The following is a 26,307-nucleotide window of genomic DNA, read 5'->3' as shown; positions in this document are numbered from 1 at the left end:
CTCTGCCACGCAAAGTGTTTCTTCACAGAGCGTTATGTCAAAACCAAATTATCCCGATGAACCACAGTTTCCGCACCAACATAACCTAAAATAGCGGCAATTTCACCGGAACGGCGTCCGCGAATCTTTTGCAGTTCGGTGCTGCTGTAGTTCACCACTCCTCTGGCAATTTCATGACCGTTTTTGTCGCACAATTGCACCGCTTCTTGAGTGTCAAATTCCCCTTGTACTGCGGTAATACCAGCAGCTAACAGCGATTTGCCAGCACCAGAAATTGCTAGCACTGCTCCCTCATCTAAATAGAGTTTACCCCCAGGAAGCAAACCATAAGCTATCCAGCGTTTACGGGCAGAAGTTGGTTCGGGGTGAGGTTCAAAGTGTGTGCCAATGGATTCGCCCTGTAAAATTTTTTCTATATTGCGGGGGTATTTTCCTTCAGTAATGACGGTGCGAATACCAGCAGCTGTAGCAATTCTTGCTGCAGAAATTTTGGTCAACATACCACCAGTACCCCATTGGGAACCTTGCGTGCCTGTTTGCACTTGTAGCTGTGCTAATTCTTGGATATTGCTAACTAAAGCAATAGGCTGGGCATCGGGTACAGAACGGGGATCGGCTGAGTAAAGCCTATCAACATCGGTGAGCAAAAACAGCCAATCTGCTTCCACTAAGCTAGCAACTAAGGCAGAAAGGGTGTCATTATCACCAAATTTCAGTTCTTCCACTGCGACTGTGTCATTCTCATTCACCACCGGAATGATCCCCAGTTCCAGTAATTCCCTGAATGTGTTGTAGACGTTAAGGTAACGACTGCGCTGTACTAAGTCGCTACGGGTGAGTAAAACTTGAGCAATTGGCTGTTGCAGAGTCGTAAATAAATCGTCGTAGACTCGTATTAATCTGCCTTGCCCAACTGCTGCAACTGCCTGTTTCAGAGCAATTGCCTTGGGGCGTTCTGTTAAGCCCAGTCGCGCACAACCCACACCTACAGCGCCAGAGGACACCAAAATGACCTTATGCCCCTGCCGTCGGAGGTGTGAAAGGGTTTCTGCTAAAGTCGCAATTGTGGAAAGTGCCAGTTGTCCGGTTTCTGGTTGAGTCAGGCTGGAAGTGCCAATTTTGACGACAATTGTTTTGGCCATTAGTTATTTAGTCATGAGTCATTCGTTTTATGACAAAAGACTAAGGAGTATTGACTAAATTGTAAAGCGCCAACCCCTTTATATGTTGAGGCTGACGCTTTGCTGTTTATGTTGACTTGTTATTGGCTAGGGTCTTTATTTGGCTGACCCCATGTTATTTATACTTATTATGATCCCCGATTTTTCTAGAAAACAAAGGTTTTTTTATTTTTTCTTTAGATTTACTTTCCTGGCTCTTTGTCAACCTTTGTAAACCTCCCTGTTTTAGGAGTAATGGAGGCACCTAAAATTTCAGATACCCAAACTTCACAGTTGCGTATCGGATGGGAACGCAAAGCAACATCTGGATGGATAATTGGTTCTACCAATATAGTAAACATTCCTAAGCGATTGCCTGCCAATACATCAGTAAATAACCTATCTCCCACCATGCCCACTTGGTGTACAGGTAAGTTCATTGCTTTGAGTGCTTCCCGAATTTTACGTCGCGAGGGCTTGGCAGCACCTAAGAAGTAAGGCAGGTTGAGAGAGCGAGCAATTCCACCAATCCGGGCTTCGCTCAGGTTATTGCTCACCAACCACAGCTTTGCAAAGGGGCGAATTTGTTCTACCCACTGTTGCAGTTCTGGAGAAGCTGATGCTACTCTTATTGGTACTAATGTTTCATCTACATCCAATACCAGCCCCTGCAGCCCGTATGTTTGGATAATATCTGGTGTGAGGTTCAATACTGAACCTTCCAAAATCAAGTCAGGCTGTAAGAAATTGTTCCAACGCATAAGTTAAGAGTCAAGAGGAGACAGCGCTATGCAGGAGGGTTTCCCGCTCTCACGGCGACTGGCGTTCAAGAGTTATGCAGACGCTTCATAGTGCGTCTGTACATGAGTCAAAAGTCAACAGCAATCGACTAATGACTATTGTCGCTGTTTTTCGATTTTGGCAACCGCTGCTTCGTGGTCTTCTAAAGAATGACTGAACACATGAGTACCATCGTACCGTGCCACCAAATACAAGTAGTAAGTTTCCTGCCAAATTTTCAGGGCGATTGCTTGTAAGGGCAGTGGCTTTTCGTTTTTACGTCACAAGGACATAGGAGACACGAGACAGGATTGCACGAACACGCCATCGCCCTTTGGGCGGCTGCCTTTGGGAGCATCGCCGATAAAGGCTGGCTGAGTGAAAGTTTGTATATCCCTACTTTAAAACTATCTTTGGGGTCTTTGCAACTTAAGTAAAGCAACTACACATTCCACTCCAACTGCGAGGCAATTCTGTCAGCTTTTTGCTAATAATGACCAATTTGCTGCGCTCCTGTTTCTGGAGGTATTTGAATTTGTAGCCATTTTACTGAGATGCACGTACTTTTACTGCTTGAATTGTTGCATTTGCTCAACTGCACCATGTCCCAATACCGTTCAGTTAAGGTTATTAGTGTGAATCTCTAGTGTGTTCAAATGTGTTAAAACACGTCTGGACAAGAGGTGCAATTTTTTGCAACAACTCTTAACTGCACCGTATCGCACCATGAGCAACCTGACCAAGTATAAAAGAAAAGGGTCAGTGATAGCAGACCCTATATTTATGACTATTTCCAGATTTTTTGGCAAATGATCATCTTAAATTAAGATGATCATTAAAAATTCCCGATTAAAAATTAAAATTCCTAATTTTTTTAATTTTTAATTTTTAATTCATCATCTTATTCAACCTCATTGAACAAATGTTCTTCCAACAAGGGTTGCACTTGACGAAACTCCTCTGGGGAGAGTAATTCTGGTTTACCAGTTTTAGATATTCTGGCAAAAAACAGCAGTGGATCGAGGGGAGTGTAAATGGCGTATTCCTGTTCTTCGTGGTAGAAGCTCGATAGGAGCTGTAATTGCTCTGGTTCTAAATCTGTCCCTTCATCTTCAATTTCTAAAGTAAAGAGTTCTGACTCCTCCACTGGTGGTAACTCACCCGCAACAGTCAGAGCATAAGCGGTGTTTTTCAAAATCAGATTTTGCTCGGAGAGAACAGCTTGGGCAATGCCAAAAATTTGGTCAATCGTCGCTTCATCTTCTACTAAAATGGCTTCTTCGTCGTCGCCATCACCTTGCCAAGCAAAAATTTCTATTGGTGAGTCAACTGGAAGAAGTAAAACGTACTCTTGATCATCGACGGTGAGTGAATGCTCAATGTAACAATCAAGGGTTCTGTCTTTGTCGTCGTTTAAAGTGATAGAACCAGCATGAGCCTGGTCATTTTCTTCAGGAAATTGTGAGGGTAACATAGCCGAGATATAGACTTAATAACTACCAGCAACTATAAGAATGTCTTAATAACTTCTTCTGATAGATATGATCAATCAAATAGAAGTAAGGCTGGCTAATAAATTTCAGAATATCATCTTAAAAGGTTGCATTATTAATCCGCAGAAGTCAATCTGCTTTTAGAGGTAGCTCGCCTTACATCCAGCCATTGTTGTAAGATGAGCGATGCTGCTTTACGGTCAATTAATTCTTTATGACGAGATGGCGATCGCTTTTCTGCTATGAGCATTTGCTCTGCTTGATATGAAGTTAATCGCTCATCAACATATTCCACAGGCAGTTTCAGAGCTTTGGCAAGTCTGGTGGTAAACTTCTGCACTTGACGCGCCTGAAACCCTAATGACCCATCCATAGAATAAGGTAACCCAACGACTAGGACTTGCACTTGCCGCTCATTGACGAGTTGTCGTATTTGCTCCACATCCCGCTCAAACGATGCGCGCTCTACAGTAGTAATACCACTAGCAATCAAACCAGTGCGATCGCATCCTGCAACACCAACACGCTTGCGACCTACATCTAATCCCAAAGCTGAGATAAACTCCCTCGGTTGCTTTTTGTCATTAACAGATGCACCGGAGGGGGGGATGATCTCAGGGGTGGACAAGGGGGGATATTGTCCTCCTAACCCGTTGTCTGTTTGTCTGCTTGTCTGCTTGTCTGCTTGTGTTTCTTCAAGAGCCACTGTAAATTACTCCTGCTGTGCATCTGCTGACTCTGGCTGGCTAGATGCTTCCACGCTACTGTTGTACGAAAATGCAACAGTTTCTTTAGTTGTATTGGGTTGTGCTCCTCTATCTGAAGACAGATGCTGTCCTTGTTGTGCCCATGACATACCACCAGGTATGGGTTTGCGTGCAGGTTGTAAACCTTGCAACATCTCTGGTAATTGAATCCCTTCTAGGGAGACAAATTTTGACTCCCGAAGTTTGTGCCACACTGAGCGAGACATCATGAGGGTGTGTTCTCTGCGACTTGCGCCAATTCGCTCCAAATACTCTTCTCTTTCTGGGTGATAGTCCGCCGATGTCAGTTGTAGAGCTTGTGGAGGAAAATCCTGTGCTATCCGCGCCAGTTGAGACAGCAACTCTGGATACAGCCAGGTGTATGCTGGGTTAACTGTCAACGTTCCCACATGAGGCTGTTGACCTTTGCGCTCAAGTCGCACTTGAAAATAGCCAATTGCTGCTTTGCGCTGGGGTTCAAAAACGTAACCACTCACGACTTCTGTTTTCGTCACCCACTGCTTAAATGCTTCTGTTAAAGCGCCGAACAGGCTTGTTTTAAAGTCATCAGCGTTGCGGTCAAACACCTGCCTTACTAAAGGTGGCATTGATGAGGTATCTAGTTGATAGAGCAGTTGAGCGTCGGCATTACTCACAGGCAGTAGATTCGCCAAGTCAGGCTCTGATTGCGCCAATTCTTGAAGCAACTCTGGTTCTATTTCCCAGTATGTCATTTCTGCTAGACGCTGAAATCCATTTTTGCGATAAAGCGCTAATGCGTCTTTGTCATTGACATTAACTTCTAAAATCCAAGTACGAGCCTCTAAAATCGACTCAAAGCAATAGCGCAAAAGTTGCGAGCCTATTGCTTGCTTATCAGCGGCACGCTCTAGCATTACGCGATCAACACGCCAGGTGCTGTGCGTACGGTTAAATGGCGATACTTGGATCATCCCCAGAAGCATACGCCCTTGTTCTGCTACGTACGCGCAAAAACGATACTGTAGCGGGTTAGGAAACCAATTCAAAAACTTGAGTAACCCATACCAACTGCGTAACCATTGCATTTGCCGCATAGCATCACAGGCTCCATTAGGGGTTTGGGCTGCGAATGACTCTTGAGTTAGGCGTTCAATTCCGTCCAAGTCCCGGTGTTGGACTGGTCGGATGACAACGCTAAGATTGCGGGGAAGTAAAGAGGCCATTTTCATTCGAGCCGCCATTCAGCCTATAGTGACTGGGTCAAAGGAACTGCTGCCATCATATTAACGGCTTTGAGCTAGTTTCCATTGATCCAAAAGGGTGATTTTCGTAAATTTTGATGTTAAAAAGCAGATTTTCTGAGAACAGCATTAGCCTTGTCCTGACAAAATCTGCTTTTATTGTATTTTATTTAATATTTGTTGTGTCAGCTAAATAGCTCTACGAGACGCTTGCTTTTCAAAATGAGCTTGGGTTTGATGAAGTAATTGCTCCCGGCTGTCTTCCAAAGACTGTTTCAGGGTTGGAACCAGATTGCGAGCTTGCAGAGCCATGTGAAGCTGTAGATGAGCAACATATTCACTGAAATCTTCACGCACTGCGTTTGCGCCCATTAAGAAATTTGATTCCATTGCCACTGTATTCTCCTTGAATCCTTCTCGATTCATTAATTTACATTACCAATACTTATCATGTCGTTTTGCTTATCTTCTTATTTTGCAATGAAGTTTAATGGATTGCAGACCGATTGTGGAGAAATGTGAACAACAAAGAATTCAGAATTACAGAACTCAGAATTAAGTTCTGTAGGACTGGGTGACGAGTCAGGAGGGTTTAAGTCCCCTACCAAATCTTGATTTGGTAGTCAACAATGCTTGTAGTAGCGGGTTTCAATCCTCTACTACAAGCATTGTTGAGTTCTGCATTCTTCTTTAACTTTAATCATGAGTCAAAAATTCTTCTTTTCCTCTCTCCATCTCTCCACAGCCTTAAAAATCAGTCTTTTACAGCCGATGTGAGCCGAACAAAATCACAAACGTTCCTATTAGAGAGATTGTAACGCCAAGTAAGTCCCACCACTCCGGCTTGACACCTTCAGCCAACCATAACCAAACAAGAGATGAGAAAATGTAAATACCGCCATAGGCAGCGTATACTCTTCCAGCATTTGAAGCATCTACCTTGGTTAGAGAAAAAGCGAAGATAATCAGGGCTAAGATGCCTGGAAAAATCCAAAGTATGCTTTTTCCTAGTCTCAACCAAGCCCAAAAGGCGTAGCAACCAGAGATTTCTCCTAAAGCAGCAAGTAAGAAGAAGACAAGCGTTTGCATTTTCGGCTTAAGGTTTAAAGCAGATATATGACACGATGCCGTGCAGGTGTCAGCGCTATAAACTCTACTGTCTATTAAAAGCAGAGTCATAGCATTAAGACACTTAGGTAAAACCAACAGCCATTAGCTATTTAGCCAGACTCAACTTGCTACAGCACTCACTGTCTCATTGACCTTTTCATATGGTTTTTCTGCACCTTGCGCCAGATACTCAGCCAGCTGAGATTCTATTTGCTCCCGTACAATTTGGCGATACTCCATGAAATGCTCATTGTGGGCGCAGGTAGCAAGGTATTGTTCCGCAACCTTAGGATTCCGCTTGATTATGCTAAATAAGTGATGCCAGAATTTCCACCTCGTTTCCCGTTTTATGCCTTGTCGCCAGATAATAAGTAGCAGCGCTTTCACAACCACCCATTCTGGCATCTTGAACGGAGCTTTCCAACTCGGCGCACCCAGCATCAGGAAACAGCGGTAGGTGCGATCCAAGTACTGTACCGGGTCATATAAAGTACAAAAGGCCTCAATATATTCTCTGGCAATGTCTTCTAGGGGACGGGTGGGGATAAAGTTCATCAAAGTAGTTTGGTTGATGTTACCATCTTTGTTCTCCCGCAGTCGTCCTTCTTTGGTGAGACGATGCCAAAGTGCTGTATTGGGTAGCGCTTGTAACATAGCGAAGGTCGTGGAGGGAATTGCTGCAAGTTCAGCAAAGCGGACAATGCGATCGCCTGCGCCTGGTTTTTCGCCATCAAAACCAATAATAAATCCAGCCATTGGGCGCAAGCCTGCTTTTATGATGCTTTGCACAGACTCAGCCAGCGAGTTGCGGGTATTTTGAAACTTCTTGGTTAATTGCAAACTTTCTTCATCCGGTGTTTCAATTCCCAAAAACACCGCAGCGAAACCACACTCAACCATTAACTCCATTAATTCTGCATCTTGTGCCAAATCAATAGACGCTTCGGTGTCAAACCGGAAGGGATACTTGTGTTCTGCCATCCAAACTTTTAACTCTTTGAGCAACAACTTGACATTACGCTTGTTGCCGATAAAGTTGTCATCCACCATGAAAATACTACGCCGCCAACCCAACTCGTAGAGGTAATTTAACTCTGCTAACAATTGTGCTGGAGTTTTGGTGCGCGGTTTGCGTCCGTAGAGAACAATAATGTCGCAAAATTCGCACTGGAAAGGACAACCCCGTGAAAACTGAATCGACATCATGTCATAGGCGTTAAAGTCTAGCAAATCAAACCGGGGTACTGGGGTGTTTGTTACATCGGGTTTTTCTGTAGCGCGGAAAATACCAGAGGTTTCACCCCGTTTAATTGCCTCTACAAACATCGGTAGGGTAATTTCCCCTTCATCTAAAATCAGGAAATCTGCCCCAACATCCTGAACTGCATGAGGGACTGAGGTGGGGTAAGGACCGCCGACTGCAACTAATTTACCACGTTGCTTTGCTTCGCGAATTTGCTCCAGTAAATCTTGTTTTTGAACTATCATTGCGCTGAAGATACACACATCTGCCCATGCCCATTCCTCCTCTGTGACTGGACGGATGTTGCGATCAACCAGCTTAAATTCCCATTCTTGAGGCAAAATTGCTGCGACAGTCACTAAACCCAAGGGTGGTAACAAAACCTTGCGGTTAACTAATTCCAATATTTTTTCATAAGACCAAAATGTTTTGGGAAAAATAGGATAAACCAGTAAGATTCTCATAAACCGTCATACCTCACACTTTGAGTGTTATTTCACTGTAACTAAATTAAAAGTTTATTGAGGTGCTGACGAAGTTTTCTTCTTTAAAGTTTCTCTTTATGTAACCCTAATAAGTTCTTAGTAAGGAGTTTAGTCCTCATTATCAGCTTACAGAGGGCTGAAGTCTTCACTACAAACAGTAATTTCTGGTTTACTTACTTAATGGCTTAACACGACTTATTTTCAAAACATCGCTCATCGTCGCACAGTAATTTGCCAAACCCAAACTGCCGGGATTGATGACATTTTGGTAAGTAAAATGCCGATAGTTCATACTGAATCTATCCCAAGCCGCCATTTGAATGCGGAACAAAACGATAATTAAGTTGGCTAAAGATAAAGATAGAGGGATGCGGAAGTAAATCTTTTTCCCTAGATAGGCGCAAACTTCTTCTATTGCCTGGTTTACGGTTAACTGCGCTTGACCTAAAACTAAGGAGCGTGGTTCGTCTTGTTTGGGAGGATTCTCAATCAAATACCTTACCACAGTAGCAATATCTCGCCCGTGAATGAAGTGGAAACTGCCATCTGCATTCAGAAAGCGAATCAAATTTATATAAGTCGTCACTTCTGGGATACCAGATGTAATGTGAGAATAGGGTTTATTGGAATCGCCCCCCACAACTAAAGTGGGAAAAACAGTCGTCACTTTGGGTGCGATCGCTAACTGCGGTATCTTATGTAAGCAATCGTACTTGGAACGGATATAATCTGTCCCCAGTTCGCCTGCTTCCTTTAAGGGTTGATTGTTGCGATCCAAAACACTAGCAGTGGAAAAATAAATGATTTGTTCGCATTTGTCTGGATCTAGCAAGTTGAGCAACTCGTGCGTTTTATGTACATTAATATCAAATGTTCCATCACCGCCCCAAGCTGTTGCCGTTAGTACAGCAGTATCTATGGTTTTCAGCAAGTCCGCAAATTGTCCTATTTCTTGCATATCACCTTGCAAGACGGTGACACCAGGACGTGCTTGAGTATCAACTTGCAGTTTCTTTGGGTTCCTGACTAGCAGATACAGTTCGTGTTCCGTTTCTTGAATTAAGGCTTCACTTATATAGTGACCGATACAACCACTCGCACCCGTTACTAAAATTCGTTTCTGACTCATAGAGATTTTTAAATAAATTAGGGAGTTAGGAATTATGAATTATGAATGAGAAAAAAGTTTCAAAATTCCTCATCTATCTTGGATGTCGCAAGAGGACTCCCGTTACAGGCTTCGTTTTAAGGGTGAGATGAATTGCGACCAATAAAAAACATGGCTTCGCAATACCTTGGTGTAGTAGAATATACTTGCCACCAAAAAAGTTAGGGTTAGGCAAGATTGGTGTTTCTCCACCAGACAACTCGCATCACCAAAAAGAAATACCTGATTAACAGGGGGGTCGAATGTTGTGAATCAGACAAACGATACATCAGAATAAGTATTTTGTGACTGCGGTCGGGCAGCCCGTGGTAGTAAAACAGATGCTTGTGGAGGGGAATCTGTCGGGGTCAGTGCCTGTGGGAGAGTTTTTAACTCGTTATACCACAGTGGGCTAGAAAAACCTGTTGAAGCAAGAATCTCCCTTCACAGGCGAAGCTTTGAAGGTGAGAGTGTCAAGACTCTTATATGGACATAAACCCTAAGTGGTGAGGTGTTAGGTTGCTTCAACGAGCGTAGGGTTGTGCTGTAACTAAACCGGGCACAACCCGATAATGTTTAACATTGAAGGTGCAGAGCGTTGCACCTCGTCCAACTGTACAAGCAGCAATCAAAGCATCAAGCAACCCCAAACTGTGTGACAGGTGATAGGTTGTAAAATCTGATAGGGCACGGGCGCAATCAGCTTCAGTAGCCCAAACCACAGGCAATGGAGCAACGAGCTTGAGGGCATTACGCACTTGTTGTATGTTCTGAGCATCTTGAATTAGCTCCATAACAACAAAACCGGGAACACTAGGCACCTCTAGTAGGCTCGCAAACCAAGCTATTGCAGGAGCATGACCACGCTGAATGTCGATCAGAACGTCAGTGTCTAACAAGTACATCACAACCCTACCTATGCGCGTGATCGTTTTTCAGCCTCATGACGCAGTTGACGGGCGTGTGCTTGACTATTAGTAATGTCAGGTCGTGAATTGATGATGCCTTCGCTTTGCCAATAAGCAACAAGCTCTGCTCCAGTCTTAGGAGGATTAACTAGAACTTGCCTAGTAGACAGAATACGGAGAATGTATTCAGACAAGGGTAAGTTTAGCTGAGAAGCTTCGGTGCAAAGTTCATTCTCTAGTTCTGGTGGCAGGTTCAGGTTAATACTCACTTCATCTCTCCTATTTAGCTCTGCTTCTAGATTGATGTTAACTTGAGCCAGAAGAGCGATGAGACAAGTCGAGGGACACAAAGTATTGCGCCCCTAACCTCGACTGATCATACAACTGCACTGCTGAGTTGCTTTGCTGTTTCAAAGAAGAAAGCGACATTCTCCTCTGGAGTCTCCGGTAAAACACCGTGACCGAGATTGAGAATGTGTCCCCAGTTACCAGCCTTGCGAACGGTATCGAAAATGCGATCGCGGATAAAGTCTTGAGAACCAAACAGCACACCAGGGTCAAGATTTCCTTGCACTTTGAAGTGTTTACCTAATCTTTCCCGTGCGTCTGCCATATCCACTGTCCAGTCTACAGTGATCACATCCGCGCCCGATAGTGCCATCCTCTCTAGCAAACCACCACAACCACTCACCAGCAGAATGAGGGGTGTATCAGGATGAGTTTCCCTGACTTGCTGGAACACCCGCTGCTGATAGGGGAGTGCGAAAGTTTCGTAATCTTGAGGACTCAACTGTCCTGCCCAAGAATCAAACATTTGCACAACTTGAGCGCCACAGTCAATTTGGTAGCGGACATAAGTAGCGATCGCATCTGCGAATTTTGTCAGCAACTGATGCAGTACCGTCGGGTTTGAGAACGCCATGTTTTTGATGATGGAATAGGTTTTGGAACCTTTTCCCTCTACTGCATAAGCGGCTAATGTCCAAGGCGCACCAACGAAGCCCAACACTGTTGATTTGTTACCCACTTCTTGCCGCAATGCCTGCAAGATTGTTTTAATAAAAGGCAGGGATTGTTCTGGTTCTAAGGGACGCAGGGTATCGACTTGTTGAGAAGTGCGAATGGGCGAGTCAATGATTGGTCCTTTGCCTTCAGCGATATCCATTTCAATGCCCAAACCAGGAAGCGGCGTGACAATATCGGAAAACAGAATCACTCCGTCCGGTTGAAAGGCTTTCCAAGGTTGCAAGGATATTTCAATCGCCACTTCCGGTATTTCCGAACGCTCACGAAAAGAAGGATACTTCTCCCTTAAATCTCGGTAAGCTTTCATATACCGTCCCGCTTGTCGCATCATCCATACGGGGGGACGGTCTAACACTTCACCACGAGCTGCCCTGAGGAGATAAGGATCATTAGAAGAAATACCCATTTAACAGTTCATCCTAAACTCTTTTTTATGTCATTGTTTAGCTTATCATTCCAAGATCGTCCTTTTTTCAAGAGGCTTATCTTTGGGGCGCTACTTGCAAAACTTCTATATTAAATCTGATTTAAAACTTAATAAATATTAAAATCTCATGGCATCCAATTCAAAACCACCTGATTACGCAGTATCTTTCTCTGGTGAACCCAAAGCGCGAAGGTTTTTGATACCCCGCTTTGAGCGCCGGAGTTTCATCTTCCAATTTACCTTCATAACCATTTTGGGATGGGCTGTAGGCGGAATTGCCAGTATAGCTATAGAAAAAACTATCGTAGAGGTACTGCCAACAGCGGTTTTGCAACAGAATATCTGGTATGCCTTAGCAAAATACTTCAGCAACAGTGTGTTTGCGCTCATTTTCGGCGCAGATCAAGCGCTCATTCTGCGTCGCTATCTATCCGGTTGGCTGTGGATGTTTGCTACCAGTCTCGGTTGGCTAATTGCTAACGGTGTTTCTGCACAATGGATTAACTACATTGCATCTATCGCTGCATCATTAAATAAAAATTTATCTGCTGAACAAGCCGTCATCTTTGGGCTTTTGTCAACCATCGCATATATCCTCTCAGGAATTTGGCTTGGATTTTTCCAATGGCTGGTACTGCGAAGATACACCACAGGTGCTTGGTGGTGGAATTTTCTGCCCTCAATTTCGTTTCTATTCATCAGTATTTTGGTTTGGTTGCTTTCTCTTGTGCAAGAATCTATTCCAGCAGTGAACCGCCCTCAGGTTGTGTATTTATGTGAACAAGGATTGACAGCGTTGGTTTTGGGTGTGATTCCAGCCATGGGTTTGTGTACCTTGAAAAGAAAATCACGCCCCATTTGAGAAAATGTCTACGCTTTCTATGTCATACTAGTATGACAAGCAATACAAATAAATCAAGACCGATGCTGAGTGTCAGATTAGATGAACAGACAGAGCAGCAACTGAGCGATATTCTGGCTCACGAGAAAACAGACAAGAGTGAATTGATCCGACGCTTGATTGCTGAACGCTGGCTTACCTTGCAAGCAGGCAAAACTCTTGTTGAGAGGAGGGGCGGACACCCCCAGCATCTACTACAAGATGCTCCAGCTGATTTATCAGAGCGCCAAAACCGAAAAGCTGCACTCTCTGAATATCTCAAGAAACGCCACCCATGACCTACCACCCGCTCATACTCGCAGATAGTGGGTTTTTGTTCGCGTACTACAGCGCTCAGGACAAGTATCATCAACAGGTGCGTCACTTTTTTGAGAACTGCACTTCCAAACTGGTTACTCCCCCTGTTTGCATTGCAGAGGTGATGTGGTTGCTCAACTTTCATTGGCGTACACAAAATGAATTTCTTCTAGATGTTGCTAAACAACTCTACGAGTGTGAGCAGCTCTTACCTCAAGACTTTTCGCGCATTGCTGAGTTGAACGCTCAGTATTCTGACTTACCGGGGGATTTTGCCGATCTGTGCTTGGTAGCGATTTCAGAACGTTTGGATATTGCTGCGATCGCTACCCTAGACAGCGATTTTGATGTTTATCGGCGCTATCGTAAAAAACCTTTTGAACGAGTATTTTTGCCAAAGTAAAAGTCAACATTCCATCTCCCCTAAACTCAAAATTCCTTGCTCTGCATCCAAAGTTGCCAATACACCAACTGGTAAAGCAGCGTTGGGCGCTTCATGACCAAAAGGCAAGTTTGAGACGATGGGAATGCCCAAATCACCCAAGCGATCGCGCAAAACTTCCTCAACACTAAAGCTAGGAACGTTTGGTGGTGGTTCACAACGGCTAAAGCTACCCAGCGCAATACCATGCACTTTTGCTAAAGCACCGCTCATCCGCCACTGCGTCAACATTCGGTCAATGCGGTAGGGAGCTTCTGTCACATCCTCTAATGCTAATATCACACCATCCATATCTGGTAGCATTGGCGTACCAAGGAGATGGGTGGCAACCGTGAGATTACCAGGTAATAGAATACCAGTAGCAACGCCCCCACCCCAACCACAACCTTTGAGAGGTGCAAGAGAGCGACCTTCGACGGCATCAAATAACCTTTGGATTGACCAATCTGGCTCTGAGGCGAGAGTTGTCAGCACGGGACCGTGAACGCTGCAAATCCCTGTTGTGTAAAGGCTCCACAAAAGAGCGGTGATGTCAGAAAAGCCAACGAGCCATTTTTCTGTCGAGACGTTGGATACAATGTCTCGACAATCCCATGTCCAATTTTCTAGGATGCGGGTACTGCCGAAACCACCTCTAGTACAAACGATACCGCGACACTCCGGCTTTTTCCATGCTGTGGCTAGCTGCTCGCGACGGTGTTCGTCCTTACCTGCTAAATATCCCCATTTGTCGTCTATCTCTGGTAGGATTTCTAACTGATAGCCACGCGAGCGCCAAATTTCTACCCCTTTTTGGAAAGCTTCAAATTCTCGCAAAGCACCGCTGGGAGCAATCACTTGTAGTAAGTCACCTGGTTTGAGAGGTGGTGGAACAATTTTAGATATAAGATTTTGAGTTTTGGATTGCATTAAGCATTTTCTAGTTTAAAAACTTTAAACACAAATGATACACCTGGTTGATTGACAACCAATACAGTTCGGTTAAGCATTAAGAACTACTGAGTATAAAAAAAGTAAAAGGAACTGGGGATTAGGGATTAGGTTTTCAAACAAAAAATTTTGGAAGGCGCAATAAAGCCCTCCCAAATTTTGAGATATTTTCCTGTTTTATGCCTGCTTACTATTACAACGCCTATCTATTCTCTATTTGCTAAAAGCATCCTTGATGTTATCAACAGTGCGTTCAACAGCATTCTTTGTCTTGTCTACTGCTTTCTGAGTCAGAGCCGCATCTTGCTCTGCTCTTTGCTCAATTCGAGCCGCATCTCTGTTTGCTTTGCGCTCAACAAAACTACCATTGTCATCCGTTGCTTGCTCAACTCGATCAGCATTTTTGTTTGCAGTTCGCTCAACTCGATCTGCCGTATCTCGGATGAAATTCTTGGCTCGTCCAGCATCTTTACTAACTTTCCCTTGAATCTCTGAGCCTATGTCTGCCTCGGCGATTAAGTTTGCGGCAGGCGAAGCCATTGCTACAGTGTTCGAGAAAAACGCACCCTGCCAAACCAAGGCGATCGCTGACACACAAAACAGAACTGTAGCCAGAAAGCGTCCTACAGTCGAAAGCTGTTTCTTAAAATAATTCTGTTTCATAGAATACAATCTGCATCTATAACTTAGCATCCTATTTTTACTTGATCTAGCCCATCAGTCATATCGTTCCCTAGACAGAGGTTCTCCCGTCATAAACTGAAAGCAATTCGCTTTACCCCGTAGGGGCTTGGTCACTTAGAATCAAAAATCTAAAATTTGTATAAACCATTCTTCAAAGCGATCGCCCAAAGCTTCCAGAGAAAATTCGGTTTCTGCTGAGGCGCGACAGGTTTGACGGTTGATTTGATCCAAGTGGGAAACAGCATTAACTAACCCAGGGAGACTATCTGGTTCTACCAAAAATCCCGTTTTGCCATCTTGGACAATTTCCGCAGGACCACCACGACGATAGGAAATCACGGGGACTCCACAAGCAAGCGCTTCTATTGCCACATTTCCGAATGCTTCTACCCATCGGTGTGTCATCAACAATGCCCGACACTCGCGCAAAACTTGCTGCATTTGGGAAGTTGATAGAAATCCTAAATACTCAAATGGTGCATTTGCGTAATCCTGGCAAATCTTCTGCCAGTACAATTCATCTTGGAGTTTACCCATAATTTTCAGCGGAATTTGAGTCATTTTTGCTACAGATACCGCGTCTTCTAAGCCTTTTTCTGGGGAAATTCGACCGACCCAGGCTAACTGTTGTTTTGGTTGGGCGCAAAACTCATACAGCGATGTATCAATTCCATTACTTAGGCAAAAAAACTGCTCCTCAAGATCAAAAGTAGCCGCTTGTGCGAGGCTATGAAAGCCAATCGTACCAGGAAACTGCTTTGCGACTTGTTTAATAATTTGGTCTAAAGCGTTATTTAACGAACCCATGCTGACTAAGTGGGCAATGGGACGTTGAAAAAAAGGTGTTAAGTAGAATGGCAACCAATCATAACCAAAGTTGACAATCAGGTGGTACTCACTCTGAACCTGACGTGCATAATCCCACATATTCGCCAGTACCGAATTTTCTGGCATAGTCACAAGGGCTGCACGTTGCTGACTCTGAGCAATGATTTGTAAATTGCCAGGAATTTGCACAACAGGTAAACAATCCCATGTAGAACCAGAAGGGGCAACTATTTGCAGTTTATGACCGCGCCGGATCATTTCTTGGGAAATGTTATGTAGCGTCAATTCCACACCACCGCCGAGTCCAGTACCAAGTGGTCCAACGGGTGTGGAGACAAAGAGGAACTTCAAAGATTGAGAAGTAGCAGTCATCGAGCGTGGAGATACACAATCACAATGACACTAAAGCATAAAGTTGGCAAAAAGCAAATGTCAGATTATGTTTCTATCATTCTCAAAATGTTCTGGTGATTAACTGCATACCACTAAGATTAAGCACGAGGATTTGCATTTCATTAGGCGATCGCCAACCGTATTTTAAGTATATTTGCTCATAAAAAATAGAGATTCAAAGATTGAATGGCGATAGTATATTTGCTTATGCGGAATATCAGATCAAAAGTTTAATGGCGATATAAGGTTACTTTGGAGAACCATTTTTTACTTTGTTTCTAATTTGTCACTTTTTCGTCCTGAGTTTGTCACTTTGCTATGTCTAAACTTAATTCATATATACCCACCAATGTCCTCACAAATTTTAACTGAGAGGATATAACACTATACTGCTAAGATTCAGGAGGCAAGGATGATGAATTACCACAACGAGTCGCAGTTTGGGAAAGTTATCTACTTTAATGTCACAGTCAATGGAAAAAGGGATATGGTTCCTATGCAACTGAACGATGATGGTTCACTTAAATATATATCCCGATACGTAGAAGATGAAACAATTGATTCAGATTCAAGTATATGAGCACATTAAAGTTATGTGTTCAAGCAATGGCTAGGACTTGAGCAAAAACTTCTATCGCTCGCTCAGTTTGTCCCAGGATTGTTACAGTTCACAAGTTAATATCAAAGGAACAATGTTCATGTAGTGACCAATACTTACTCCTCGCGGAGCCTTTACCCCTCCAAGCCATCTTGGAGGGTTTTATTTTGCCTATTGATCAGACACTACAGATCGTCTCGGCATAAGCACAAAAAGCTCTATCCCCTTTCTGGTAGTTTGAGAAACTCTTCCAAAGACTGGGTTTTAGTTGGTGACTGTACCATGTGTTATGCCTCCCAACTCTTTACTAAAACACTAGCTTAATCACCCCAAATAAGCCTTTTTCACTCGCTCATCAGTGATTAATTCCGATGCTGCACCTGATAGAGTGATGCAACCAGCTTCTAATACATAACCACGGTCTGCAATTTGTAGAGCAAGGTTGGCATTTTGTTCAACCAAAAGGATAGTCACGCCTGTAGCACGCAGATTGTGAATAATAGTGAAAATTTCACGGACAATTGTAGGTGCTAAACCTAAGCTAGGCTCATCTAAGAGCAAAAGTTTAGGTTTACTCATCAAAGCACGGGCTATAGCTAACATTTGTTGTTCACCACCGCTGAGGGTTCCCGCCAATTGATTACGCCTTTGTGCTAAACGAGGGAATCTCTCAAATTGGTACTGGATATCATTTCTCACCTCTGTTTGATTGGAACGAATATAAGCACCCAATAGTAAGTTATCTAAAACTGTTTGCCGCGCTAATACTCTTCTTCCTTCAGGACAATGGGCAATACCTAGTTGTACAACTTCATGAGGTTGGCGGCGGGTAATATTACGTCCGTTGTACATAATTTTGCCACGGTGAGGATTAACTATTTTGGAGATAGCACGCAGAGTCGTCGTTTTGCCTGCACCATTAGCACCTATCAGGGTAACTACCTCGCCTTTGCTCACAACTAAATTAATATTTTGTAGAGCTTCAATTCCTCCATAGTTAACATAAAGGTCTTTAATTTCTAAAATTTTAAAAATTTGTGTATTACTTAATGTATCTGTATTCATCTGTGTGAATCTATGGTTAATATCCTTATTCGTTGCCCAAATATGCTTCAATCACAGCCGAGTCATTTCTGATAACAGATGGTTCCCCTAAAGCAATCAACTGCCCAAAATCTAAAACGGCGATACGGTCACATAAACCCATAACCAAGGGGACATGATGCTCAATCAGAATTATCGTCAAATTGAATCTATCTCGCAGGTTACGGATAAATTCACTCAACTGTAGCTTTTCACTGGGGTTCATACCAGCCGCAGGTTCATCTAACAGTAAAATTTGCGGATCTAAAGCAAGGGCGCGGGCAATTTCCAGTCGTCGTTGGTCACCGTAGGGAAAATTTTTGGCTTTTTCGTCAATACGCTCACTCAAACCAACCAAATCTAGTAACTCTAAAGCTTTTTGCTGACTTTTTTGTTCCTCCTTGGGAGCGGGTGGCAATCCCAAAATACCTTTTATTGTACTGCTCTTGGTCTGCAAATGACGCGCTATTATAACATTTTCTAAAGCTGAAAGTTCAGCAAATAAACGAATATTTTGGAATGTCCGAGCAATACCTAAACCAGCAATTTTATGGGGACGTAGTTGGGAAATTTCTGCACCTTGATAAAGTAATTGCCCGCTAGAAGGTGTTATTAAGCCTGTCATTAAATTAAACAGAGTTGTCTTACCAGCACCGTTGGGACCAATAAGCCCAAAAATTTCATATTGGTTGACTGAAAAAGAAACATTATTTACCGCTACTAGCCCTCCAAAACGGCGAGTGAGGTCTTTCGCCTCTAATATCGGTAATCCAAAGTGATTTTTGGTTAAATTTTCCTGAGTCATTGTACTTATTTAAAGACTTCATTCCTGCGATTTTTGCGTTTTTTAAATAAATCTGGAGTCACAAGTCCTTGAGGGAAAAATATTGTACCGATAACTATAAGCAATCCAAAGATAATTAATCGACCATCTCGGAGAAATTGTGCGAGCCAGGTAGGTAAACCGCCTGTGTCTGCTATTGCTCTCAACACTTCTGGCAAGGCTGTAAATACCATACCTCCTACGACTGAACCCAAAAAAGTTCTAGAACCACCAATTAACACAAAAGTTAAGTAGATAATACTGGCATCGAACGTTCCTTGACGTGCATTCCAAGTGTTGAGAAAATGGGCACTCATTGCACCAACCACTCCTGCCAAAATACACCCTAACGTAAATGCTAAAACTTTGTAGTAAGTCGGATTAATTCCCATCGCACCTGCAGCCAATTCATCCTCACGGATAGCGATGAAAGCCCTTCCTGCTCTGATGCGTTCCAAACGGTAAATGAATATAATGCTGATCAGCAGCAATGGCAGCGCAATCCACAAATACTCGATTGGTGTTTGAAAAGGTTGAGGGATGGAAAAAATTCCTACAGCACCGCCTGTAATTTCTAAATTTAGAGATATGACTCGCAGAACTTCCACAAAGGCAATGGTGGCGATCGCCAAATAAATTCCCCGCAACCGCAACGCTGGTATTCCTACCGCCACACCTAATAAACCAGAAACGATACCAGCAATTAACATCTCCAGTAATAGCAGTGGAATGGGGAATGAACCACTTGTGGAAGAAAAAACGGTTGTGGAGAGAATCGCAGCTATATAACCACCCAAAGCATAAAAGCCAGGGCTTGCCAAAGAGAGCTGTCCAGCCATCAGTGGTAAGTACAGCGACAGCCCCAGCAGCGCCCCCAACACCATAGAGACGATAAGAGACCCGTAAGTAGCGATAAATTCAGCCATAAAGTGATTTGAGATTGTTAGATTGTTGTAACTGCAAATGGGCGCTACACGCAGATAATTGTCTTTATCTATCAGCGTACATCCGCGTACATCTGCGGTTAACATCCAAAATTGATTACACCTTCTGGACAAACCGACGTCCAAGTAAACCTTGGGGTCGAACTAACAGCATAATAAACAGGATGCCAAAGGCAACAGCATCTTTATACCCTGAGTATTCTCCCGGGACAAACGCCTCCACCAGTCCAATCACCAAACCTCCTAGCACCGCACCAGGGATACTACCCAAACCACCCAAGACAATGACCGATAACCCCCTTAACCCAAAACCTATCCCAAAATAAGGTCCAGCAATGCTGACACTCGAAGCAACTAACGTTCCCGCCACTCCTGCAACAAAACTGCTGATAAAAAATGTCAGCATAATAAAGCGATCGCTGTTAATTCCTAACAGACTGGCGGTTGTCGGGTCTTCGGCGATCGCCTGCATTGCTTTACCATACTTTGTGTAATTGATAAAATAAGTAAGAATTGCCACAATCAATACTGATATGGCAAAAATCACCATTTGAACAGTGCGAATGGGAATGGGGTTTTCTGCCGTGCCGAAGTTGATAGATGGTGGCAAATTACCATAAGTGTTTGCAGGAAATGTATAACTTTCTGCACCTACCAAGTACTGGATTAAGTTAACAATAACCACTCCTACACCCAAACTGGAAACAACTGTTAGCAAAGGGTCAGAACCTCGCTTTCGCAAAGGTAGAAAGGCAATACGTTCAATTGCCACCCCAACAAAGCCTGCGATAGTACTTCCCAAAATCAAGGCAATAGCAAATGGCAATTGTATCGGTAGCGATGCATTAGATAGCACTCCATTAAATCCAAAAGCACCACCCATGAGCGTATATGTGAGATATGCACCCAAGGTAAAAACAGCACCATGAGCTAAATTAATGATGCCTAAAATGGAGTAAACCAGGGTATATCCCAAAGCAAAAATGGCATAGGCGCTGCCAATAGATAACCCATTCAAAAATTGTTGCAAAAATATAGCTAAGTTCATATTGCAACTATTTTAAAATAGCGAATTTACCTTTTTTTCCGTCTTTGTCCATCTTAATTTGGGCAACATAAAAGTCTTTTTGAACGATATCGCCTACAGGTGTGAAAGCAATCTCGCCCAGAGGAGTTTCATATTTTCCTGCTAATAGCTGCTTGTTTAATTCTGTACGTAATTGATTCAGAGGCATTGTACTTACTTTAGACTTTTTATCTAAAGCTTTCAAAGCTTCTACATATACCTGCACAGCAGCAAAAGCTTGACCGCTAAATTGAGGTGGTTCTTCATTAAATTGCTTGACATATGCGGTGCGGAAGTCCTTATTCACTTCCCCTGAATATTCAGGACTGTAAGCTTGGGCAATAATCACACCATCGCAAAGTGCTTGACAGACTGCGAAGACTTTCCCTGTGTTCAAACCATTGCCACTTACAATTAAGCCTTTATAACCTAATTCTCTCAGTTGTCGCACTAAATTACCACCATCAGCAGCTAAACCAGAAATAATCACTAAATCGGGTTTTAAATTAAGAGCATTAGTGGCTTGAGCTTGAAAGTCAGTATCACTTGTTTGGAACTTTTGCACTGTGACTATCTCTAGTCCCTGTTCCTTGACTGTTTTCTGAAAAATTTCTGTTTCGGACTTGTTAAAGGCATCATTTTGAGCGTAAAAGACAGCAACTCTTTTAATATTAGGATTTTGCTTGAGCGCAGCTTTCACTGAAAGAGGAGCAACAGTAGTCACAGGTGCAGAGACACGCGCCACATAATCACCAATTTCCGGAATTCCTTTAGCAGTATTAGATGCTCCAATTACTGGGACTTTTGCTCTTTCTGCAACAGGGTCAGCGCTAAAAGCTTGCTGTGATAAAGTTGGACCAACAATACCAACAACTTTATCTTTATTAATTAAAGTTTGAAAAGCGTTAATTGCTCCTGCTTCATCGCCACTAGAGTCTTGAAACACTAATTTAATTGGAGTGCCATTAACACCACCTTTATCATTAAAATACTTCTCAGCAATCTTTGCTCCAGCGACTCCCTCTTGACCTAGTAATGCCACGTTGCTAGTTTGTGCAAAGGCAATACCGATGGGAATAGGACCAGACGTACTTGTTGTTGCTGTGGCGTTGGTTGCAGAATTTGTGGTGTTGTTTGTTCCAGTATTTGTACTACTGTTAGTGCTACCGCCGCAGGCTGTTAGCAGCATAGCACAAGCCGTAAATATTGCAGTTGTAATAGCAGCAGGTTGTTTCATGGTCGAGGAATGATAAAGTTAGTATTAGTCTTGACAAAAAGTAAAGTCTAGAAGACTGTTTCTGTGCGAGTCCTATACTCATTAAGAGTACTTTGATCAGAATTGTATTAAATTATTGTCATTTTTATATAGCAATCCTAAATCATTCGTGATAACTCTCTTTTTCTCTTTTCTTTGCGCTCTTTGCGTCTTGGCGGTTCGTTTTCAATAAAAATCTCACAACTTGTCTAGGATTGCTATATAACTTATTCATTTAAAGAAAGTTTACAGATAATTTGCCATTTTCAGGCTTTGAGCTACAGTAAAAAAAGCCAAATAGACAAAGTATGCAAGAATTTACTCCTTGATAAAACTAGACTTATTGCATATAGCGGTTCTTAATTATATAAAATATAGTTCTAGATTCTTGTGGAAGCATCCAGCCCATCTCATATGCAGACGGGCTAAAGAGCAGCTTTAATCGTCGTATGCTAGCTTGTGGGTTTCTGCGTCATTCTTGCCGCCATGCGAGACTTTAACGCTTCCATTGCCTCCGGTGTCGCCTCAGTCGTTTGCCAAGCTGGACGTGCAAGTAGGCGATCGCACCATGCACTCAATTTTGGATAATCACTCAAAGACAAACCCGATCTCGGTAACCAAGGTACTATAGTTCCAGCCACAACCTCAGCTAAAGTTATGCTTTGACTGCCAAAGTAAGGGCGTTCATCTAATAAATCCTCAAAAAACTTCAGTACCGTTGATGCTTTCTGCTTTGCTTGTTCAATTTTTTCTGCATTAACCGATAAGCCAAACATCACTCCAGACAGTGAAACAGTAGCAGATAATAACTCATTTACACTCACCAGTTGCACCATTTTCACTTTTGCCAAATCCTTGGCATCAGTTGGCAACATCGCAGGTTTGGGGTACTTTGCCTCTAAATAATCTAAAATTGCCAAAGATTCCACTATATTAAAGCCGTTGTCTACCAAAACTGGAATATGGTGGAAGGGGTTAAGCGCTAAATATTCTGGTTGGAACTGTTCGCCATCCAGTTTCATCTCCACCAATTCAAACTCAAGTTCTTTTTCCAGCAAAGTAATCCAGATACGGCGCGAATTTGGAGAAATCGGATAGTGATACAGCTTTAACATGGGAAAAACTTACAGCTTTATAATAAAGTGGGCATTCTCACCATATACCCTACACTCAATAGAATTGCTCTCACAATAAAAAAAGAAAACTTGGCAGACAATCCAAAGCTATTTGTGTGACTGTGAACAACTTCAAATTGCCTTCTTTGCCTGAGGTGGCAGATATTTGGCAGCAAACTCTCCATTGGACTCCCACTGTCCAACAGCAGGTGCAATTCCAACGCCTTTACGAATTCATTCTGGAGGGGAACCGCCAGCTTAACTTAACTCGCATCACTGACCCGCAAGAGTTTTGGGAAAAACATCTTTGGGATTCTTTGCGAGGAATTACCTCATTGTTGAGAGATGGGGGAGTCGGGGGAGAAAATACTTCTCCATCTTCCCTCACTTCCCCCACTCCCCTTTCTTTCATAGATATCGGCACTGGTGCGGGTTTTCCAGGGATTCCGGTTGCAATTGCTGTCGCTGATTCTACTGTGACTCTGCTTGACTCTACCCGTAAAAAAATTGCGTTCCTTGAAAAAATCGGGGCTGAACTTGACCTAACTAACGTTAAAACTTTAACTGGTAGAGCTGAAGAAGTAGGTCAGCATCCGCAGCACCGACAAAGCTATGATGTTGCCTTGATTCGAGCTGTAGGGACAGCCTCTGTTTGTGCTGAATATACCCTACCATTACTTAAGCAGGGCGGTTTAGCCATAATTTACCGTGGCAATTGGACAGAAGAAGAAACAAAAGCGCTGGAAAGTGCCGTTCACCAGTTGGGTGGTATCATTGAATCAATCGAAAAATTTACAACTCCCTTCAGTCATAGCATCCGTCACTGCCTTTATTTGCGTAAGGTAGCAACTACACCGTCTCAGTTTCCCCGTCCTGTTGGTGTACCTAGCCAAAAGCCGCTTTAGGAGGAGTGGGGGAGTAAAAATCTCTGTGTTTCCACGTCTTTGCTTTCCCCTACTTCCCTTGTCAGGTAGTTTTAACTCGCTTGGGCAAACCGCTTATTTATCTCATCCCAGTTCAGGACATTCCACCAAGCATTCAAGTAATCGGCGCGGCGGTTCTGATACTTGAGGTAATATGCGTGTTCCCACACATCGTTGCCCATAATTGGGTAGTTACCTTCACTCAGAGGACTATCCTGATTGGCTGTCGTTCTGACTTCAAGCTTGCCATCTTTGGTGCGGACTAGCCAAACCCAACCACTCCCAAAACGACTTGCACCTGCTTCGTTAAATTGCTTTTTGAAATTAGCAAAACTGCTGAAGTTTTGTTTAATAGCAGATGAGATCGCCCCTGTTGGTTCTCCGCCACCCTTCGGCTTCATAATTCTCCAAAACATCGAGTGGTTTACATGACCACCACCATTATTGCGTACTGTTCTACGAATATCTTCTGGCACACTGTTAAGGTCACGCAGCAGTTGTTCAACAGTTCTGCTTTTCAGTTCTGGATGTTTGTCTAATGCGGCATTCAAATTTTTTACATAAGTTGCATGGTGTTTATCGTGATGAAACCGCATCGTTGCAGCATCAATGTGTGGTTCAAGCGCCTGGTAGGGGTAGGGCAATGGTGGTAGCTGGATAACTCCTGTTTTACCTGGACTTGTGCTTGGGCTTGGTTTGTTTTGACTGGGCGAATTCTGTGCCGAAGCACAAGCATCTAAGGCAAAAGCACCTGCACTTGCTCCGAGTAAAAATAAGAAATGACGACGATTAACAGGCATAACAGTGACTGCTGCGAAAAATTCTACTTTAAGTTCTTAGTTTCTTCAATTTAGGCTAAATATCATACCAATTTTTGATTTTCATTGTAAATTAACTCAGACAGTATAAATTCTTAATACATTTTAATTGGAGTATTAATAATTACAATAATTTTTTTGGGTGAGTACAGCCAAGATGAGAGCCATTTTAGAGGGATGAGTCAATACCATTGTTGTTAAGAGTTCTTTATGACGTCTTCATACGTGTAGAGACGTTGCAATGCAACGTCTCTACTTAAAAATAAATTGCATGAATCTAACTTTGTGACAAGCGCTGCACAGCTTCACCCGCCAACATTTGATGTGCTTCTGCTAGGACGCGCTTAATTTTGTCAGCATGGGGACTGCGGTTAAGACATTGCCGCAGGTCTAGTTTATCTACCTTGTCTGCTTTGTTACCAGGAAACCAATGACTTGCATTGCCTAGCATGTTGTAGCGCATTTTGGCATATTCCAGCATATCGTAGGCGATCGCCAAATTTCTCAACCATAAAATCGCTCGAATATTCACTTGACCAGGGGTTTCTTCAACAGTAGGTAAATTGAGATGCCAAGTTTTCACCCAGTCTTCCCCTAAAGTGATCATAGCTTCTGCCTCTAGCCGTGCCAAAATTGGTTGCAAAACTTCAGATGCATGGTTCAGCAAATCTAAGGTTTTCAGGTGTTCATCAAAATCTTGTGGTTTTGCTGCCCCCACACTGAGGGTATGTACTTGAGGGTGACTCAGACAAAACAAATCATTAAACACCATTGGACTTAAGGGAGTGCAAAGATTGATTAATTTTTGTGGTGGTTTATACAACATTCCCCCTTTATCAGATGGGCTAATAATAAATACGCCCATATCTAAGCGATTTGCCGCTTCAATTGCAGCCCAATTTACTTGATTTATGTAGTACCAATGCAAATTGACGTAATCGAATTGATTGGTATCTATGGTTTGGATAATGATATTTGTGGGTGCATGTGTAGAAAAGCCGATAAACCTGACTTTTCCTTGTGCCTGAAGTTTTTTTGCGACCTCTAAACAGCCTCCAGCACGGATGCTATAGTTTAACAACTCAGCATTGTTGATACCATGTATTCCTAGCAAGTCAACATAATCTAGCCGAAGATTTCGCAATGACTTTTCAAAGTCCCGCTGAAATTCTTTAGGGTCTGCATTGGGACTGACTTTAGTTTGAACAATTAACTGTTCGCGCTTTAAAGTTGGTAAAATTCTCCCCAACTGCGTTTCGGAACTCCCATAACCACGGGCAGTTTCAATGTGATGAATTCCCAACTCGGCTGCCCGTCGAATAGTTGCTTCCAGATTATCCTGATTATCGCGGGGTATTTGCCATTGCGGAACATCCTGCCATTTATATTGGTATCTCATGCCACCACAGGAAAACACAGGCATTTTTAATTCTGTGCGTCCAAATCGTCTATACAACAT

At 43.1% G+C, this 26,307-nt stretch carries 29 protein-coding genes; 5 read left to right on the top strand and 24 right to left on the bottom strand.

The features are described 5' to 3' along the window. Positions 1-32: 32 nt before the first annotated feature. From proB to MAS10914_RS35505, 3 genes are all read right to left on the bottom strand, one after another. Positions 33-1,142, bottom strand: a complete 1,110-nt coding sequence (gene proB / locus MAS10914_RS0111945; RefSeq protein WP_017316169.1) for a glutamate 5-kinase — start codon at positions 1,140-1,142, stop codon at positions 33-35. Positions 1,143-1,363: 221 nt separating this feature from the next. After that, complete coding sequence (locus MAS10914_RS0111940; RefSeq protein ID WP_017316168.1) at positions 1,364-1,921, bottom strand: YqeG family HAD IIIA-type phosphatase; 558 nt, start codon at positions 1,919-1,921, stop codon at positions 1,364-1,366. A 135-nt stretch (positions 1,922-2,056) separates the two neighbouring features. After that, entirely contained in the window at positions 2,057-2,146 is a 90-nt protein-coding gene (locus MAS10914_RS35505) for an endolytic transglycosylase MltG (protein ID WP_232224149.1), read from the bottom strand. Between the two features lie 105 nt (positions 2,147-2,251). Here MAS10914_RS35505 and MAS10914_RS36150 point away from each other — a divergent pair, with 105 nt between their 5' ends. Next, positions 2,252-2,377, top strand: a complete 126-nt coding sequence (locus MAS10914_RS36150; protein ID WP_269635049.1) for a hypothetical protein — start codon at positions 2,252-2,254, stop codon at positions 2,375-2,377. Between the two features lie 464 nt (positions 2,378-2,841). Here the strand turns inward: MAS10914_RS36150 and MAS10914_RS0111930 are convergent, their stop codons facing one another. From MAS10914_RS0111930 to hemE, 10 genes are all read right to left on the bottom strand, one after another. After that, positions 2,842-3,414 (bottom strand): DUF3727 domain-containing protein, encoded by a 573-nt coding sequence (locus MAS10914_RS0111930; protein ID WP_017316167.1) that lies wholly within the window; start codon positions 3,412-3,414, stop codon positions 2,842-2,844. Positions 3,415-3,548: 134 nt separating this feature from the next. Next, positions 3,549-4,043 (bottom strand): Holliday junction resolvase RuvX, encoded by a 495-nt coding sequence (gene ruvX, locus MAS10914_RS0111925; protein ID WP_051151149.1) that lies wholly within the window; start codon positions 4,041-4,043, stop codon positions 3,549-3,551. A 102-nt stretch (positions 4,044-4,145) separates the two neighbouring features. Continuing rightward, positions 4,146-5,402 carry a GNAT family N-acetyltransferase gene (locus MAS10914_RS0111920; protein WP_017316165.1) on the bottom strand — a complete coding sequence of 419 codons (1,257 nt, stop codon included), beginning with the start codon at positions 5,400-5,402 and terminating at the stop codon, positions 4,146-4,148. 189 nt (positions 5,403-5,591) lie between these two features. Beyond that, positions 5,592-5,792, bottom strand: coding sequence for a hypothetical protein (locus MAS10914_RS0111915; protein WP_026082505.1), 201 nt, complete (start codon positions 5,790-5,792; stop codon positions 5,592-5,594). Between the two features lie 372 nt (positions 5,793-6,164). Beyond that, the gene (locus MAS10914_RS0111910; RefSeq protein WP_026082504.1) at positions 6,165-6,491 is read right to left on the bottom strand and encodes a YnfA family protein; all 327 of its coding nucleotides are present in this window, start codon (positions 6,489-6,491) and stop codon (positions 6,165-6,167) included. A 141-nt stretch (positions 6,492-6,632) separates the two neighbouring features. Further along, the gene (locus MAS10914_RS0111905; protein ID WP_017316162.1) at positions 6,633-8,219 is read right to left on the bottom strand and encodes a B12-binding domain-containing radical SAM protein; all 1,587 of its coding nucleotides are present in this window, start codon (positions 8,217-8,219) and stop codon (positions 6,633-6,635) included. 190 nt (positions 8,220-8,409) lie between these two features. Next, positions 8,410-9,369, bottom strand: a complete 960-nt coding sequence (locus tag MAS10914_RS0111900) for an NAD-dependent epimerase/dehydratase family protein (protein ID WP_017316161.1) — start codon at positions 9,367-9,369, stop codon at positions 8,410-8,412. 542 nt (positions 9,370-9,911) lie between these two features. Beyond that, entirely contained in the window at positions 9,912-10,292 is a 381-nt protein-coding gene (locus MAS10914_RS0111895; RefSeq protein ID WP_017316160.1) for a PIN domain-containing protein, read from the bottom strand. Between the two features lie 11 nt (positions 10,293-10,303). Continuing rightward, positions 10,304-10,564, bottom strand: a complete 261-nt coding sequence (locus MAS10914_RS0111890; RefSeq protein WP_017316159.1) for a hypothetical protein — start codon at positions 10,562-10,564, stop codon at positions 10,304-10,306. Positions 10,565-10,671: 107 nt separating this feature from the next. After that, positions 10,672-11,727: a uroporphyrinogen decarboxylase gene (hemE, locus tag MAS10914_RS0111885; RefSeq protein WP_017316158.1), complete on the bottom strand. Its 1,056-nt coding sequence runs from the start codon at positions 11,725-11,727 to the stop codon at positions 10,672-10,674. Positions 11,728-11,875: 148 nt separating this feature from the next. Between hemE and MAS10914_RS0111880 the strand changes: the two genes are divergently transcribed. The 3 genes from MAS10914_RS0111880 to MAS10914_RS0111870 are packed head-to-tail and all read left to right on the top strand — an operon-like array spanning position 11,876 to position 13,349. Beyond that, positions 11,876-12,610, top strand: coding sequence for a hypothetical protein (locus MAS10914_RS0111880; RefSeq protein WP_017316157.1), 735 nt, complete (start codon positions 11,876-11,878; stop codon positions 12,608-12,610). 32 nt (positions 12,611-12,642) lie between these two features. After that, the gene (locus MAS10914_RS0111875; RefSeq protein WP_232224148.1) at positions 12,643-12,927 is read left to right on the top strand and encodes a hypothetical protein; all 285 of its coding nucleotides are present in this window, start codon (positions 12,643-12,645) and stop codon (positions 12,925-12,927) included. Beyond that, a complete protein-coding gene (locus tag MAS10914_RS0111870; RefSeq protein ID WP_017316155.1) occupies positions 12,924-13,349 on the top strand; it encodes a type II toxin-antitoxin system VapC family toxin in 426 nt (141 codons plus the stop codon). The genes MAS10914_RS0111875 and MAS10914_RS0111870 overlap by 4 nt, the downstream gene beginning before the upstream one ends. A 3-nt stretch (positions 13,350-13,352) precedes the next feature. On the opposite strand, the gene MAS10914_RS0111865 is transcribed toward MAS10914_RS0111870, so the two are convergent. The 9 genes from MAS10914_RS0111865 to MAS10914_RS0111820 all read right to left on the bottom strand — a co-directional run bounded on the left by MAS10914_RS0111865 (position 13,353) and on the right by MAS10914_RS0111820 (position 23,107). Further along, a complete protein-coding gene (locus tag MAS10914_RS0111865; RefSeq protein ID WP_017316154.1) occupies positions 13,353-14,297 on the bottom strand; it encodes a S66 peptidase family protein in 945 nt (314 codons plus the stop codon). Between the two features lie 234 nt (positions 14,298-14,531). After that, positions 14,532-14,981 (bottom strand): hypothetical protein, encoded by a 450-nt coding sequence (locus tag MAS10914_RS0111860; RefSeq protein ID WP_017316153.1) that lies wholly within the window; start codon positions 14,979-14,981, stop codon positions 14,532-14,534. Positions 14,982-15,122: 141 nt separating this feature from the next. Next, positions 15,123-16,202, bottom strand: coding sequence for a glycosyltransferase family 4 protein (locus MAS10914_RS0111855; RefSeq protein ID WP_017316152.1), 1,080 nt, complete (start codon positions 16,200-16,202; stop codon positions 15,123-15,125). A gap of 943 nt (positions 16,203-17,145) precedes the next feature. Further along, positions 17,146-17,886 (bottom strand): ABC transporter ATP-binding protein, encoded by a 741-nt coding sequence (locus MAS10914_RS0111845; protein ID WP_017316150.1) that lies wholly within the window; start codon positions 17,884-17,886, stop codon positions 17,146-17,148. A gap of 25 nt (positions 17,887-17,911) precedes the next feature. Next, positions 17,912-18,709 carry an ABC transporter ATP-binding protein gene (locus tag MAS10914_RS0111840; protein ID WP_017316149.1) on the bottom strand — a complete coding sequence of 266 codons (798 nt, stop codon included), beginning with the start codon at positions 18,707-18,709 and terminating at the stop codon, positions 17,912-17,914. Between the two features lie 5 nt (positions 18,710-18,714). Next, positions 18,715-19,653 (bottom strand): branched-chain amino acid ABC transporter permease, encoded by a 939-nt coding sequence (locus MAS10914_RS0111835; protein ID WP_026082503.1) that lies wholly within the window; start codon positions 19,651-19,653, stop codon positions 18,715-18,717. A 115-nt stretch (positions 19,654-19,768) separates the two neighbouring features. Further along, positions 19,769-20,719: a branched-chain amino acid ABC transporter permease gene (locus MAS10914_RS0111830; RefSeq protein WP_017316147.1), complete on the bottom strand. Its 951-nt coding sequence runs from the start codon at positions 20,717-20,719 to the stop codon at positions 19,769-19,771. A gap of 7 nt (positions 20,720-20,726) precedes the next feature. Then, the gene (locus MAS10914_RS0111825) at positions 20,727-21,974 is read right to left on the bottom strand and encodes an ABC transporter substrate-binding protein (RefSeq protein ID WP_017316146.1); all 1,248 of its coding nucleotides are present in this window, start codon (positions 21,972-21,974) and stop codon (positions 20,727-20,729) included. Between the two features lie 470 nt (positions 21,975-22,444). Then, positions 22,445-23,107, bottom strand: coding sequence for a glutathione S-transferase family protein (locus MAS10914_RS0111820; RefSeq protein WP_017316145.1), 663 nt, complete (start codon positions 23,105-23,107; stop codon positions 22,445-22,447). A 122-nt stretch (positions 23,108-23,229) separates the two neighbouring features. On the opposite strand from MAS10914_RS0111820, the gene rsmG reads away from it, so the two are divergent. Further along, a complete protein-coding gene (gene rsmG, locus MAS10914_RS0111815; protein ID WP_026082502.1) occupies positions 23,230-24,012 on the top strand; it encodes a 16S rRNA (guanine(527)-N(7))-methyltransferase RsmG in 783 nt (260 codons plus the stop codon). 71 nt (positions 24,013-24,083) lie between these two features. Here the strand turns inward: rsmG and MAS10914_RS0111810 are convergent, their stop codons facing one another. Together MAS10914_RS0111810 and MAS10914_RS0111805 are read right to left on the bottom strand one after the other, a co-directional pair. After that, positions 24,084-24,830, bottom strand: coding sequence for a superoxide dismutase (locus MAS10914_RS0111810; protein ID WP_017316143.1), 747 nt, complete (start codon positions 24,828-24,830; stop codon positions 24,084-24,086). A 295-nt stretch (positions 24,831-25,125) separates the two neighbouring features. Next, positions 25,126-26,307: an aldo/keto reductase gene (locus MAS10914_RS0111805; RefSeq protein ID WP_017316142.1), complete on the bottom strand. Its 1,182-nt coding sequence runs from the start codon at positions 26,305-26,307 to the stop codon at positions 25,126-25,128.

It is taken from the genome of Mastigocladopsis repens PCC 10914 (assembly GCF_000315565.1).
Classification (GTDB): Bacteria; Cyanobacteriota; Cyanobacteriia; order Cyanobacteriales; family Nostocaceae; genus Mastigocladopsis; species Mastigocladopsis repens.
The sequence above is the reverse complement of the archived record's forward strand: the minus strand, read 5'-3'. Positions and strand labels throughout refer to the sequence as shown.

Coding starts and splice junctions, on each gene's coding strand:
- proB (WP_017316169.1), bottom strand. CDS start 1,142: ATGGCCAAAACAATTGTCGTCAAAATTGGCACTTCCAGCCTGACTCAA.
- MAS10914_RS0111940 (WP_017316168.1), bottom strand. CDS start 1,921: ATGCGTTGGAACAATTTCTTACAGCCTGACTTGATTTTGGAAGGTTCA.
- MAS10914_RS0111930 (WP_017316167.1), bottom strand. CDS start 3,414: ATGTTACCCTCACAATTTCCTGAAGAAAATGACCAGGCTCATGCTGGT.
- MAS10914_RS0111920 (WP_017316165.1), bottom strand. CDS start 5,402: ATGGCGGCTCGAATGAAAATGGCCTCTTTACTTCCCCGCAATCTTAGC.
- MAS10914_RS0111915 (WP_026082505.1), bottom strand. CDS start 5,792: ATGGAATCAAATTTCTTAATGGGCGCAAACGCAGTGCGTGAAGATTTC.
- MAS10914_RS0111910 (WP_026082504.1), bottom strand. CDS start 6,491: ATGCAAACGCTTGTCTTCTTCTTACTTGCTGCTTTAGGAGAAATCTCT.
- MAS10914_RS0111905 (WP_017316162.1), bottom strand. CDS start 8,219: ATGAGAATCTTACTGGTTTATCCTATTTTTCCCAAAACATTTTGGTCT.
- MAS10914_RS0111900 (WP_017316161.1), bottom strand. CDS start 9,369: ATGAGTCAGAAACGAATTTTAGTAACGGGTGCGAGTGGTTGTATCGGT.
- MAS10914_RS0111895 (WP_017316160.1), bottom strand. CDS start 10,292: ATGTACTTGTTAGACACTGACGTTCTGATCGACATTCAGCGTGGTCAT.
- hemE (WP_017316158.1), bottom strand. CDS start 11,727: ATGGGTATTTCTTCTAATGATCCTTATCTCCTCAGGGCAGCTCGTGGT.
- MAS10914_RS0111880 (WP_017316157.1), top strand. CDS start 11,876: ATGGCATCCAATTCAAAACCACCTGATTACGCAGTATCTTTCTCTGGT.
- MAS10914_RS0111875 (WP_232224148.1), top strand. CDS start 12,643: ATGACAAGCAATACAAATAAATCAAGACCGATGCTGAGTGTCAGATTA.
- MAS10914_RS0111870 (WP_017316155.1), top strand. CDS start 12,924: ATGACCTACCACCCGCTCATACTCGCAGATAGTGGGTTTTTGTTCGCG.
- MAS10914_RS0111865 (WP_017316154.1), bottom strand. CDS start 14,297: ATGCAATCCAAAACTCAAAATCTTATATCTAAAATTGTTCCACCACCT.
- MAS10914_RS0111860 (WP_017316153.1), bottom strand. CDS start 14,981: ATGAAACAGAATTATTTTAAGAAACAGCTTTCGACTGTAGGACGCTTT.
- MAS10914_RS0111855 (WP_017316152.1), bottom strand. CDS start 16,202: ATGACTGCTACTTCTCAATCTTTGAAGTTCCTCTTTGTCTCCACACCC.
- MAS10914_RS0111845 (WP_017316150.1), bottom strand. CDS start 17,886: ATGAATACAGATACATTAAGTAATACACAAATTTTTAAAATTTTAGAA.
- MAS10914_RS0111840 (WP_017316149.1), bottom strand. CDS start 18,709: ATGACTCAGGAAAATTTAACCAAAAATCACTTTGGATTACCGATATTA.
- MAS10914_RS0111835 (WP_026082503.1), bottom strand. CDS start 19,653: ATGGCTGAATTTATCGCTACTTACGGGTCTCTTATCGTCTCTATGGTG.
- MAS10914_RS0111830 (WP_017316147.1), bottom strand. CDS start 20,719: ATGAACTTAGCTATATTTTTGCAACAATTTTTGAATGGGTTATCTATT.
- MAS10914_RS0111825 (WP_017316146.1), bottom strand. CDS start 21,974: ATGAAACAACCTGCTGCTATTACAACTGCAATATTTACGGCTTGTGCT.
- MAS10914_RS0111820 (WP_017316145.1), bottom strand. CDS start 23,107: ATGTTAAAGCTGTATCACTATCCGATTTCTCCAAATTCGCGCCGTATC.
- MAS10914_RS0111810 (WP_017316143.1), bottom strand. CDS start 24,830: ATGCCTGTTAATCGTCGTCATTTCTTATTTTTACTCGGAGCAAGTGCA.
- MAS10914_RS0111805 (WP_017316142.1), bottom strand. CDS start 26,307: ATGTTGTATAGACGATTTGGACGCACAGAATTAAAAATGCCTGTGTTT.